This is a genomic window from Yersinia aldovae 670-83 (assembly GCF_000834395.1).
GTDB classification, from domain to species: Bacteria; Pseudomonadota; Gammaproteobacteria; order Enterobacterales; family Enterobacteriaceae; genus Yersinia; species Yersinia aldovae.
Window position 1 is genome coordinate 3591320 of record NZ_CP009781.1, and the last position, 13303, is coordinate 3604622.

Genomic DNA, 13303 nt, shown 5'->3' on the forward strand with positions numbered 1-13303 from the left:
TGGTGTTGTTACCCTCAAGGGCACAGTTAATCTTAACTGGGCCCTTTTTGTTGTTTTTACTGGATTAAGTAATGTAACTACGTTGTCGCTACATAGATTTTTGCAGCACAGCGGACGTTATCCATCTCATCCATCAGTTCAAGCCATTCAGGTTGTAAATCCTGCAAGTTTGTTTGCTTGCGTAACTGCTGCTCAATAGTCAGACACAATTGCCTCAACCGCGGTACACCGCTACAGGCACAACTGCCATGAAATTTGTGAATCAGATTCAGAATATCCTCATCATCTGCTCCGGCCAGAATAGCGTCTACACGCAGAGTTACTTGCGGCATAAACTCTAACAGCATGATTAATAAGTCTTTAGCTAACATTTCTTTATTTGCAGCTTGCCTGACAGCGAGGGGCCAATCTATCGCGCCCTCGCGACCTGGTGGTGGCGATGATAGCGGCGTAATATCTGTTTTGAGCGGTGGCGGGTTATTATGTTGATAGCGAGCCAAAGCCTGTATCAGCCGGGCTTCATCGAGAGGCTTTGCCAAATAGTCTGCCATACCTAATTTTAATAATTGTTCTTGCTGCCCTCTGACGGCATGAGCGGTGACGGCAATGATAGGGGTGTCCTGATGATGTGACATCTGATGAATGATTTCGCTGGCACGGATACCATCAATTTCTGGCATTTGGATATCCATCAAAATGATATCTAAGGTATTTTCACGGGCATAGGCAATCGCCTTAGCGCCGCTGTCACATAATACGGTCTCTTCAACCAGTTCTTCGAGCAGGGTGCCAATTAATTTCAAGTTAGCGGGGTTGTCGTCAACGGCCATCACTTTGAAAGGTAACTTAGGCAGTTTATGAGGTTGTTCCAATAGGGGTAATTCACAAGGAGTATCTTCAGATAACAGTATAGGAATCAATCGATTGGATGATAATGGCTTAACCAGGCACGCCTTGGCCCCGATTTGCTTAAGTTGTTCTGCTTCCACCTGTGACTGGCTTGGTAGGGCCAAAATAACGCGGTCTGCGATTTTCAATGCCGCCATCAATTTATCCTGATGAACGGCCATGTTATTACGGAATGGGATTGGCACACCAACTAACGAGAAATCATAATGCTGTGCAGGCAACTGAGCCAGTGTCGGGCTATGGGTTATCTGCAATGGCGTGACACTGAGCAGGTCTAACGTCGCTCTTGCGGCGGCGGCGTTACGCTCAATATAAGCCAGTGTCTTCCCTTCTAACCGTGACATATCCGGATGGCGATAGGCTATTGAATGGAAGGGACTTCCCCTGGATATGCGCCTGATTAACTATTGTGTAATCATGGGGTAAACATAGCCTTGGAGGGATTAGTTATGACTATCACTACTGTCGGTATCGATCTTGCTAAAAATGTGTTCGCTGTTCACTGCGTTGATCAAAATGGAAAAACTGTTCTGGTTAAACCCAAAGTATCGCGTGCAGCGCTTCCAGAGTTGATTGCAAGTTTACCTCCTTGTGTCATCGGGATGGAGGCGTGCTCCGGCGCCCATTACTGGGCAAGAGTGTTTCGGCAGTATGGCCATGAGCCCCGTTTGATGGCTGCAAAGTTCGTATCGCCTTACCGCATGGCCGGTAAATCAGGGAAAAATGATGCAGCTGATGCCCAGGCTATTTGTGAGGCTGTCCGTCGCCCGCATATGCGGTTCGTGCCAGTGAAGGATGAGAGTCAGCAGGCGATGCAATGTCTACACCGTACCAGACAAGGTTTTATCGAAGAGAAAACAGCAACATATAACCGATTAAGAGGTTTGATATCTGAATTCGGCGTCATCGCTCCACAAAGTACAGATGCCCTGCGCCACATGGTTTCTGAACAGAAGAATTCTTTGCCGCTTCAGGTTCAGCAATGCGTTGATGATCTGCTGGAACACATTAATCGCATTGAAGATAACATCGCTGAATATGACCGGATCCTGTCCCGCATGGCAAAAACGGATCACCGCAGCCAACGACTGATGGAACTGAAGGGGATTGGTCCCACAACGGCTTGTGCGTTGGTCGCCAGTATCGGTAATGCCCATGATTTTAAGAATGGACGCCAACTGGCAGCTTGGCTGGGACTTACACCATCACAGTACAGCAGTGGCGGAAAATCAAAGCTGGGCAGAATAACGAAAGCGGGCGATTCATATCTGCGAACGCTTCTGGTTCAGGGAGCCCGTTCGGTTTTGATTGGTGCAGAGAAAAGGACTGACTCATTCAGCCGCTGGGTTTGTACGTTGGTTGAGCGCAGAGGGTACTGGCGGGCTGTTGTGGCCATCGCCGCCAAAAACGCGAGGCTGTGCTGGGCATCGTTGCATTACGGTGATGATTTCAGGCTGTACTCAGCCAGCTAAAGCACAAAGCAGTATAACCATCTGACCTGCAACTCGTTGATGAAAAAGGGTTAGACCCCGTGAGGCCTATCTGGCTATTGTACAGGATATACGTATCCGCTTAACGAACAAGAACCTCACGCGCGTCTTTCATCAGGGCCCGAATCGATAACGATTCATCATGGCCGTTTATAGTACCGCAGTCTCTCCCCTTTCTTTTACTGACGAGCAGACAGAAACCATAAAACCGGCGTTGACATGCCGGGGAAGCCCTTATAGTGTCGTTAAGATCCAATGTGATATAAAACCGGAACGTTGATCCGCGATCCACCTGACTGTGGAAACTGATGTCGCCTCCCATCTCTTTGACCAATCTTTCAGTAATTACCAGCCCAAGCCCGGTGCCGCCGTGACGACGCGAAATACTGGCATCCGCCTGACGAAACGCCTGGAATAACTGAGCCTGTTGCGACTCAGAAATACCGATGCCGGTATCATGTATTTCGACCACCAGCGTGACCTGCTGGCTGGCGATTGCCCGCACCGCAACCAGAATATCAATATTGCCCTGTTCAGTGAATTTAATCGCATTTCCCAGCAGGTTTGTCACAATTTGCTGCAATCGCATGGCATCACCGACCACCTGCTCTGGCACGTCATTGTTCACATGCAACGTCAGTTCCAGGCCTTTTTCATGGGCGGTATGTGCCAGCAGGATAACCACTTCATCCAGTGCGCCACGCAGTGAGAAAGGGATATGCTCAAGGATCAGCTTCTCGGCTTCCAGCTTGGAAAAGTCCAGCACATCATTAATGATACACAACAGGTTGTTGGCAGAGCGCTGGATGGTTTGCAAATAGTCGGTTTGTGTCGGCGTCAGTGAGGTCTTCAGCGTTTGGCGGGTAAAACCAATCACCCCATTGAGTGGTGTACGCAACTCATGCGACATATTGGCCAGAAACTCCGATTTAATCCGTGCGGCTTCCTGCGCGCGTTTTTTCGCCAGTCCCAACTCGACGTTCTGGATCTCCATCTGTTCTAATGTTTCGCGTAGATCAGACGTGGCTTGATCGATATTTTGCTGCATCTCTTCGTGATAGGCCGCCAGCGACATTGCCATCGAGTTAATGCCATTTTTGAGAATATTCAATTCCCCGAGCATATGCCCTTCAACCCGACTATTTAACTGCCCACGACGAATACGGTCTACAGTATTTACCATATTACGGATCGGGCCGGTGACATCGCGCATTAGGCGATAAGCAAACAAAATCGCTACACACATGCAAAACAGCAGTAGTAAGGTGGAAATAAAGACTTCTTTATATTGTTGTAGGCGTACTGATTGCAGATCCAAATCCATCGCGATATAGCCTAATGGCTTATTAACCTGATTCGGATCTGAAGATCGCTGACTGGTTAAATTAGACTCAGCGACGATGGGCATACGCAGGATTAAGGAATCGCCGCGATAGGAGAGCATTAGTGACGTCGGAATTGGCTCGCCGTTGGGCAATCTTAATTGTGAGGAATTGTAATTATAGTTAGATGTGACGAAAAGATTATTATCTGCGTTAAAAACGGATATTGACCGAACAATGCTCGAGTGTCTACGATGAAGTAGATTAATCAACTGGCGAACTGTATCGCGATTGCGGAAGGTCATTCCATACTCGCTGGCAACGGCTAGCGGTTCGATAATATTCGTACCCGCGTTAACTACTTGGTTTTGCAGTTCATTATAGCGATTTACCATAAACGACGTGCTGAGTAACAGCCCAAGAAGCAGCGTGGGGGCCAGGATTAAAATCATCATGCGCGCGCGAAGACTGTATTTGGTCATGGTATTCCAATGTGGGATAATTAATAGCTTACGTAACCGATGCTTAATCAATCAATATGGCACAATTCTACTCCCCAAACCGATGTGTGACGACCCACCAAACGATAACTGTGACCGTAAACTCGCTGGACCCATTTGGGCAGGGCGTTGCACGCTATCAGGGAAAAGCTATTTTTATCCCCGGCGTTTTACCGGGGGAGCAGGCCGAAATTGAGCTGGTTGCACAGAAACGCCAGTATGGGCACGGTAAGCTTAAACGTTTACTTAACCAAAGTTGTGAAAGAGTCACTCCCCCTTGCCCTCACTTTGGTATTTGTGGAGGCTGTCAACAGCAACATGCCTGTGCTCAATTACAGCGCAATAGCAAAGCAGATGCACTCACCCGGTTGGTCGCACGGGAAACTGGCGCACACGTCAAATTAGAACCGGTAATCTGTGGCCCAGAGTACGGCTATCGGCGGCGGGCCAGGTTGGCGCTGATGTATCAGCCTAAACAGCAACGGCTGCAAATGGGTTTTCACCGCACTGAATCCCATAATGTAGTCAGTATAAAACATTGCCCGGTCCTGAGGCCAGAATTGGAGCATTTGTTGCAACCGCTCTATCAGTGTTTGTCTGAATTAAAAGCTGTTCGTCGGTTAGGGCATGTAGAGTTGGTATTAGCTGATAACGGGCCGTTGCTGGTTTTGCGCCACCTTGATACCCTTAACGAGGTAGACCGTAAGGCTCTGACCGAATTTGCCAAACGGGAACAGATCGCGGTATATCTGGCCGCTAACAGCGACAGTTTGGAAAAACTGATTGGTGAAGACCCCTATTACCAGATTGACGGTCTACGCTTAGCATTTCACCCGCGGGATTTTATTCAGGTCAATGATGTGGTTAACCAGCAAATGGTGGCTCAGGTTATAGAATGGCTTGAAGTCGAGCCGCATGAGCGGGTGTTGGATCTGTTCTGCGGTATGGGTAATTTCACATTGCCACTGGCGCGACGTGCGCGCAATGTCGTCGGGGTGGAAGGAGTTGCGGCGCTGGTAGCGAATGGGCAATATAATGCCCTGACTAATGGGCTAGCCAACGTGTCATTTTTTCATGAGAATCTGGAGTCTGACATTAGCCGTCAGCCGTGGGCGGCGCAAGGTTTCGATAAAGTATTGTTAGATCCCGCACGCGCAGGTGCTGCTGGGGTTATGTCACACATAGTCAAACTGGCGCCGAAGCGGGTGGTGTATGTTTCGTGTAATCCCACCACGCTGGCACGGGATAGTCAGGTGCTGTTAGCCGCCGGTTACCGTCTTGCTCAGGTGCGAATGTTGGATATGTTTCCCCACACCGGGCATCTTGAATCTATGGCGCTGTTTATGCAGGAGCCAGGGGTCGCAAAGTAGGGAGAAGTTATGGTTGCGGTACGAAGTGCACATTTGAATCCAGCGGGCGAGTTTGCTCTCGACGATTGGATCGCCAGTTTGGGGCTTCCTAATCCGCAGTCAGGTGAGCGCCTGGCCGAAACCTGGCGGTATTGTGAGCAGCAGACGCAAAACCATCCCGATGCCTCATTGTTGCTGTGGCGCGGCCTTGAAATGGTGGAAATTCTTTCTACCCTGAGCATGGATAATGACAGTATGCGCGCGGCGCTACTGTTCCCGCTGGTGGATGCCAATGTGGTGGATGAAGCCACGTTAACCGAACAATTCGGTAAAGGTATTACTTATCTGGTGCACGGTGTGCGCGATATGGATGCCATCCGTCAGTTGAAAGCCACTCATAATGACTCCATGAGCTCTGAGCAAGTGGATAACGTGCGCCGTATGTTATTGGCGATGGTGGAAGATTTCCGCTGTGTGGTCATCAAACTGGCAGAGCGCATTGCACATTTACGTGAAGTGAAAGATGCGCCGGAAGATGAGCGCGTACTGGCGGCCAAAGAGTGTTCCAATATCTATGCGCCACTGGCTAACCGCTTGGGTATCGGCCAGATAAAGTGGGAATTGGAAGACTTCTGCTTCCGCTATTTGCATCCAGATGAATATAAGCAAATCGCCAAATTGCTCCACGAGCGCCGTATCGATCGTGAGCAATTCATTGATGATTTTGTAGCCACATTGCACAAAGCAATGGCAGATGAAGGGATCAAAGCCGACATTTATGGTCGCCCCAAGCATATCTACAGTATCTGGCGCAAAATGCAGAAGAAGTCGCTGGCCTTCGATGAACTGTTTGATGTGCGAGCCGTGCGGGTAGTGGTGGAGCGCTTACAGGATTGCTATGCCGCACTCGGTATTGTCCATACCCATTTCCGCCATTTGCCTGATGAATTTGATGATTACGTTGCTAACCCTAAACCCAATGGTTATCAGTCGATCCACACCGTAGTGCTTGGGCCGCGTGGCAAAACACTCGAAATTCAAATCCGTACTCGTCAGATGCATGAAGATGCTGAACTGGGGGTTGCTGCACACTGGAAGTATAAAGAAGGTGCGGTGGCCGCAGGTCGCTCCGGTTATGAAGGGCGCATTGCCTGGTTACGTAAGCTGATTGCCTGGCAGGAAGAGATGGCGGATTCCGGTGAAATGCTGGATGAAGTGCGCAGTCAGGTATTTGACGATCGGGTCTATGTGTTTACGCCGAAAGGGGATGTCATTGATTTACCAGCAGGTTCGACACCGTTGGACTTTGCTTACCATATTCATAGCGATGTGGGGCACCGCTGTATTGGGGCTAAAATCAGTGGCCGAATTGTGCCATTTACCTACCAGTTACAGATGGGTGATCAGATTGAAGTAATCACCCAGAAACAGCCTAACCCAAGCCGTGACTGGCTGAATCCTAACCTCGGTTATGTTACCACCAGTCGCGGGCGCTCCAAGATTCATAACTGGTTTAGAAAACAAGACAGAGACAAGAATATTCTTGCTGGCCGCCAGATGTTGGATGACGAGCTGGAGCACATGGATATCAGCCTGAAAGAGGCAGAGAAGCTGCTGGTGCCGCGCTATAACATGAATTCGATGGATGAAGTGTTGGCGGCTATTGGCGGTGGTGATATTCGTCTGAATCAGATGGTCAACTTCCTGCAAGGCAAATTGAATAAGCCAACGGCGGAAGAGGCTGATTTAGAGGCATTACGCCATCTTAATAATAAACATCAGCCACCGCCACGCAATGCCAGCAAAGACAGCGGGCGCATTGTCGTCGAAGGTGTCGGTAACCTGATGCACCATATTGCGCGCTGCTGCCAGCCTATTCCGGGTGATGAAATTATTGGTTTTATCACCCAAGGTCGCGGAATATCCATTCACCGCGCCGATTGCGAGCAGCTAGCCGAGTTACAATCCCATGCGCCTGAGCGGATTGTCGATGCGGTCTGGGGGGAGAGCTATTCCAGCGGCTATTCATTAGTGGTGCGAGTCACTGCCAATGATCGCAGTGGCTTGTTGCGTGATATCACCACCATTTTGGCGAATGAAAAGGTCAATGTGTTGGGGGTTGCCAGCCGTAGTGATACCAAAAAGATGATGGCAACCATCGATATGGATATCGAGATCTACAATCTACAGGTGCTGGGCAGAGTGTTAGCCAAACTGAATCAGTTGCCGGATGTGATAGACGCCCGTCGGCTACACGGCAATTAGTTATCTCTAAACGGCTACTGCGCTTTGGCATATTGATAAATAATGTATCTGAGGCGGAGAGAATAGGCAGATCGTAAAGACGCCGTAAACCCATCCTTGGGGGCTTGAGCCGCGCCATCCGTGGCGCGGACACTTTACTCTTCTGCCTATCCTTTCCGCTGATATTGTGCAAAATAACAAAAGTGATAAATAGTAATGACCCAATCAGTGACTTCCCCTGGTACCACCGCTTTAGCGCTACAACGTTTGTTGGATATTATGCGTACTTTGCGTGACCCCGAGCATGGCTGCCCGTGGGATCGCACGCAGACCTTCGACACTATTGCGCCTTATACATTAGAAGAAACCTATGAGGTGCTTGACGCGATTGCGCGTAAGGATTTCGATGATTTGCGTGATGAGTTGGGTGACTTGCTGTTTCAGGTGGTGTTTTATGCGCAGATGGGGCAGGAGCAAGGGCTATTTGCGTTCGATGATGTTTGTCATGCCATCTGCGATAAACTGGAACGTCGCCATCCACATGTGTTCCCTGATGCGCGGCAAAACGCTTCAGACGCTATAATTAGCAGTGACACTGCATTGGCAGGGTGGGAGTCGCGTAAAGCTGAAGAAAGGGCGGAGAAGGCGTTATATTCGGCATTAGATGATATCCCTGATGCACTGCCTGCCTTGATGAAAGCGCATAAAATCCAGAAGCGTTGCGCAGCGGTCGGTTTTGATTGGGACACTCTTGGCCCGGTGCTGGATAAAGTCTACGAAGAGATCGATGAAGTGATGTTTGAAGCTCGCCAGGCGGTGGTGGATGAAGAAAAATTAGGTGATGAAATTGGCGATTTACTGTTTGCCACCGTTAACTTATCTCGCCATTTAGGCCATAAGGCTGAAAATGCCTTACAGGCTGCAAATCGTAAGTTTGAACGTCGTTTTCGTCAGGTAGAACAAATAGTTATGGCGTCAGGTAAGGCTATGGAGAGCGCGACACTGGATGAAATGGAAGCGGCCTGGCAGCAAGTTAAAAAGCAAGAAACTGAAATGTAAGGTGTTTTAATTCATCCGACAGAGAGTTGTTGAATTTTAATTGCGCTAATGCATTGAATTATAAAGGATAGTAAGGCGGTATTCCGTGCAGTCTTAGCGGTGAAAACGGTCACTGGTACGGAGATAGTTTGTAGCGAAACCAAGGTTCGGGTATACTACTTTCCCGTCTTGGTTCTTCCATCGTCTTTAAACCTAAACTTCAGGTTCAGCATGACAACTAATTATATTTTTGTGACCGGCGGGGTCGTATCCTCTCTGGGTAAAGGCATTGCCGCAGCCTCTCTGGCGGCTATACTTGAAGCCCGTGGCCTCAACGTTACCATCATGAAACTGGACCCGTATATCAACGTGGATCCGGGCACCATGAGCCCGACACAACACGGGGAAGTTTTTGTCACCGAAGATGGTGCTGAAACCGACCTGGATTTAGGGCACTACGAGCGCTTCATTCGCACCAAAATGACCCGCCGTAATAACTTCACCACCGGCCGTATCTACTCGGAAGTTCTGCGTAAAGAGCGCCGTGGCGACTACTTGGGTGCGACCATTCAGGTTATTCCTCACATCACCAATGCCATTAAAGAACGCATCATCGAAGGCGGCGAAGGCCACGATGTCGTTTTGGTTGAAATTGGTGGTACCGTGGGCGATATTGAATCTCTGCCATTCCTCGAAGCCATTCGTCAGATGGCGGTTGATGTTGGCCGCGAGCATACACTTTACATGCACCTGACATTGGTTCCTTACCTGGCGGCTGCCGGTGAAGTGAAAACTAAGCCAACGCAACATTCGGTAAAAGAGCTGCTTTCTATCGGTATTCAGCCAGATGTGCTGATTTGCCGTTCTGATCGCGCAGTTCCTGCTAATGAACGGGCCAAAATCGCCTTGTTCTGCAACGTGCCAGAAAAAGCGGTTATCTCCCTAAAAGATGTTGATTCCATTTATAAAATCCCAGGGCTATTGAAATCACAGGGCCTTGACGATTATATTTGTAAACGATTCAGCTTAACTTGTCCTGAAGCAAATCTCGCTGAATGGGAACAGGTATTATACGAAGAATCAAATCCGGGTGGCGAAGTGACCATCGGGATGATCGGCAAATACGTAGAACTGCCGGATGCTTATAAATCGGTGATTGAAGCGCTCAAGCACGGTGGGCTGAAAAATCGCCTGACGGTGAACATCAAGCTGATCGATTCGCAAGATGTTGAAACGCGCGGCGAAGAGATGCTAAAAGGGCTGGATGCTATCCTTATCCCCGGCGGTTTCGGCTACCGTGGTGTGGAAGGCAAAGTACTGGCGGCACGCTATGCCCGTGAACACAATATTCCTTATCTGGGTATTTGCCTGGGTATGCAGGTTGCACTGATGGAGTTTGCCCGCAATGTGGCGGGGATGGAAAACGCGAACTCCACAGAATTTGTGCCAGACTGTAAGTATCCGGTGGTTGCATTAATCACCGAATGGCGTGATGAAGACGGCAACGTTGAAGTACGCTCGGAAGAGAGCGATTTGGGCGGGACTATGCGTGTGGGTGGGCAGCAGTGTCACCTGACCGACGGTAGCCTGGTGCGCCAGATGTATGGCGAACCTACCATCGTTGAACGTCATCGCCATCGCTATGAAGTAAACAACATGTTGTTGAAGCAGATTGAAGCCGCCGGGTTGCGTGTAGCAGGGCGTTCTGCGGATAACAAACTGGTGGAAATCATCGAGTTACCAAATCACCCGTGGTTTGTGGCTTGTCAGTTCCATCCAGAATTTACTTCGACGCCGCGTGATGGTCACCCGTTGTTCGCCGGTTTTGTAAAAGCGGCTGGTGATTATCAGAAGCGCCAGGTGAAATAAAATATTTGGTAGAAGGGGCGGCAGCGATGTCGCCCCCTCTGTCTGGAGTTTTAGTTTAACTTGTACTGAGGAAAATCTAATGTCCAAAATCGTTAAAGTCATCGGTCGCGAAATCATCGACTCCCGTGGTAACCCAACTGTAGAAGCCGAAGTTCATCTGGAAGGCGGTTTTGTTGGTTTGGCTGCGGCACCATCAGGTGCTTCTACTGGTTCCCGTGAAGCACTGGAACTGCGTGACGGTGACAAATCCCGTTTCCTGGGCAAAGGCGTTCTGAAAGCCGTTGCAGCAGTAAATGGCCCAATTGCTCAGGCAGTTATCGGTAAAGATGCCAAAGATCAGGCTAATATCGATAAAATCATGATCGATCTGGACGGTACTGAGAACAAATCCCAGTTTGGTGCTAACGCCATCCTGGCTGTTTCTCTGGCCGCTGCGAAAGCCGCAGCAGCGTCTAAAGGTATGCCTTTGTACGAGCACATTGCTGAACTGAACGGCACCCCAGGCAAATTCTCTATGCCATTGCCGATGATGAACATCATCAACGGCGGCGAACATGCTGATAACAACGTTGATATTCAAGAGTTTATGATTCAGCCAGTGGGCGCTAAAACTCTGAAAGAAGCGGTTCGCATCGGTTCTGAAGTGTTCCATACCTTGGCTAAAGTTCTGAAATCCAAAGGCATGAGCACTGCGGTAGGCGACGAAGGCGGCTACGCGCCAAACCTGGGTTCTAACGCCGAAGCATTGGCTGTTATCGCTGAAGCGGTAAAACAGGCAGGCTACGTGTTGGGCAAAGACGTCACTCTGGCGATGGACTGTGCTGCATCTGAATTCTACAAAGATGGCAAATATGTTCTGGCTGGCGAAGGCAACAAAGCTTTCACTTCTGAAGAGTTCACTCACTTCCTGGAAGACCTGACCAAACAGTACCCAATCGTTTCTATCGAAGACGGTCTGGACGAATCTGACTGGGCTGGCTTCAAATACCAGACCGAAGTTCTGGGTGACAAAATCCAGTTGGTTGGTGACGACCTGTTCGTAACCAACACCAAGATCCTGAAAGAAGGTATCGACAAAGGCGTTGCTAACTCTATCTTGATTAAATTCAACCAGATCGGTTCTCTGACCGAAACTCTGGCTGCTATCAAGATGGCGAAAGATGCAGGTTACACCGCGGTTATCTCTCACCGTTCAGGCGAAACCGAAGATGCTACTATTGCCGACCTGGCAGTTGGTACTGCAGCTGGCCAAATCAAAACCGGTTCTATGAGCCGCTCTGACCGTGTTGCTAAATACAACCAACTGATCCGTATCGAAGAAGCGCTGGGTGACCGCGCACCATTCAACGGTCTTAAAGAAGTTAAAGGCCAGTAATTACTGCGCTCTACCTTCTGTAAAGCAGTTTGTTGATAACCCACCTTAATAGGTGGGTTTTTTTATGGATTTATTTTGGTGGTAAAGAATAATAATACTTATAAAGATAATTTGAGACGGGATGTTATGTAAAGTATGTATAATTATTTAGCGTAAATAATATTCTAGCTATTTAATCTATTTTTCTTTTATAAGGACATATATGGAAAACTCACCTACTCAAGTATATGTAAAACAGTCTGTTTCAGATGAGATTTTAATCAGGATAAAAGAGATGGAGAGAAAAATCAGTGAAAGATTTAGTGTGGAGGAAGGAATATCAGAAGTTAATGCCAAGAATGTCGCAGAGGCATATGGTGTTAGCAACAATATCGCAAATATAATGTTAGACCATAATATTGGTGATTTTAATTCTGTGGCAAAATTAGTTTTTTTAGAAGAGGAAGGTGCCAGTTTTATTGAAATGAATAATTTTTCCACCGGAGGTTTTAGCTATTATGAGTTTAAAGCTGCATTAAATAAAATTGATACTTATGGGGTTGAATTTAGAGAAAGTAATTTTAAAGATGACGTTAATATTAAATTTACAGCTATTTGTAATGTCAATGTAACAGATCCACTTAGTTTTTCTCAGTTGATATCATATTTACCATGCCACGATGATGTTAAAGACAAATATAATGATTTCTTGCCGCATGGTGTGGTTAATCCAAGATCTACTTCAAGGGAGGAATTGGCTAACATTCTGGTTTTAATAGATAACAATGCTTCTAAGAAATTGGTTAATGAGGTTTGTTTTAATTCTAGAAAAAATAATAAATTTGAACTTCTTAATGAAGGGCTTAGTCGAAATGTTAATGAGGAAATGTTATATCGAGCATTTAGAAGAGTAAATAATCTAACTATAACTGAAGATAGGTACTATGAATTACTAAATGAATTAGATGGTAGCAATATTGCAGCGCTTGACTCGGGTGAATCTGATATTCGCTCTTTAACTGATAATATCTCTGCAACTCTTGATAATCGTGAGCTAGTCAACACTAATGTCTCATCACCGTATTCTAATCCATTGGAAAGCCTCGGTAATATGTTAGCCGTGAGCTAAACTTCAATACCGTAGAACACCAGTAAGCCAGTTTGATTCTTCTCTAATTAACCTATTATTACTGCGTGTTTCCTGCGAGATTAATCTGAATCTCGCAGG

Annotated in this window: 7 protein-coding genes and 2 pseudogenes; 7 read left to right on the forward strand and 2 right to left on the reverse strand. The window is 47.7% G+C overall.

All coding sequences use genetic code 11. From position 1 onward, the window contains the following. Positions 1–77 precede the first annotated feature (77 nt). Positions 78–1277, reverse strand: a pseudogene (locus AT01_RS16115) (response regulator); the annotation flags it as partial. Positions 1278–1358: 81 nt separating this feature from the next. Between AT01_RS16115 and AT01_RS16120 the strand changes: the two are divergent. Beyond that, entirely contained in the window at positions 1359–2381 is a 1023-nt protein-coding gene (locus AT01_RS16120) for an IS110 family RNA-guided transposase (RefSeq protein WP_042545837.1), read from the forward strand. Between the two features lie 253 nt (positions 2382–2634). Here the strand turns inward: AT01_RS16120 and barA are convergent. Then, positions 2635–4203: pseudogene (gene barA, locus AT01_RS16125) on the reverse strand (two-component sensor histidine kinase BarA); the annotation flags it as partial. A gap of 56 nt (positions 4204–4259) precedes the next feature. Between barA and rlmD the strand changes: the two are divergent. From rlmD to AT01_RS16155, 6 genes are all read left to right on the forward strand, one after another. Beyond that, a complete protein-coding gene (rlmD, locus tag AT01_RS16130) occupies positions 4260–5591 on the forward strand; it encodes a 23S rRNA (uracil(1939)-C(5))-methyltransferase RlmD (protein ID WP_042547864.1) in 1332 nt (443 codons plus the stop codon). A gap of 9 nt (positions 5592–5600) precedes the next feature. Then, positions 5601–7835 (forward strand): GTP diphosphokinase, encoded by a 2235-nt coding sequence (gene relA / locus AT01_RS16135; RefSeq protein WP_042547865.1) that lies wholly within the window; start codon positions 5601–5603, stop codon positions 7833–7835. Between the two features lie 195 nt (positions 7836–8030). After that, entirely contained in the window at positions 8031–8873 is an 843-nt protein-coding gene (mazG, locus tag AT01_RS16140; protein ID WP_042547866.1) for a nucleoside triphosphate pyrophosphohydrolase, read from the forward strand. 210 nt (positions 8874–9083) lie between these two features. Next, the gene (gene pyrG / locus AT01_RS16145) at positions 9084–10721 is read left to right on the forward strand and encodes a glutamine hydrolyzing CTP synthase (protein WP_042547867.1); all 1638 of its coding nucleotides are present in this window, start codon (positions 9084–9086) and stop codon (positions 10719–10721) included. A gap of 79 nt (positions 10722–10800) precedes the next feature. After that, on the forward strand, positions 10801–12096 hold the full coding sequence (gene eno / locus AT01_RS16150) for a phosphopyruvate hydratase (RefSeq protein ID WP_004701114.1): 1296 nt from the start codon (positions 10801–10803) through the stop codon (positions 12094–12096). Between the two features lie 202 nt (positions 12097–12298). Then, entirely contained in the window at positions 12299–13204 is a 906-nt protein-coding gene (locus AT01_RS16155) for a hypothetical protein (RefSeq protein ID WP_235427164.1), read from the forward strand. Positions 13205–13303 lie beyond the last annotated feature (99 nt).

Coding starts and splice junctions, on each gene's coding strand:
- AT01_RS16120 (WP_042545837.1), top strand. CDS start 1,359: ATGACTATCACTACTGTCGGTATCGATCTTGCTAAAAATGTGTTCGCT.
- rlmD (WP_042547864.1), top strand. CDS start 4,260: ATGGCACAATTCTACTCCCCAAACCGATGTGTGACGACCCACCAAACG.
- relA (WP_042547865.1), top strand. CDS start 5,601: ATGGTTGCGGTACGAAGTGCACATTTGAATCCAGCGGGCGAGTTTGCT.
- mazG (WP_042547866.1), top strand. CDS start 8,031: ATGACCCAATCAGTGACTTCCCCTGGTACCACCGCTTTAGCGCTACAA.
- pyrG (WP_042547867.1), top strand. CDS start 9,084: ATGACAACTAATTATATTTTTGTGACCGGCGGGGTCGTATCCTCTCTG.
- eno (WP_004701114.1), top strand. CDS start 10,801: ATGTCCAAAATCGTTAAAGTCATCGGTCGCGAAATCATCGACTCCCGT.
- AT01_RS16155 (WP_235427164.1), top strand. CDS start 12,299: ATGGAAAACTCACCTACTCAAGTATATGTAAAACAGTCTGTTTCAGAT.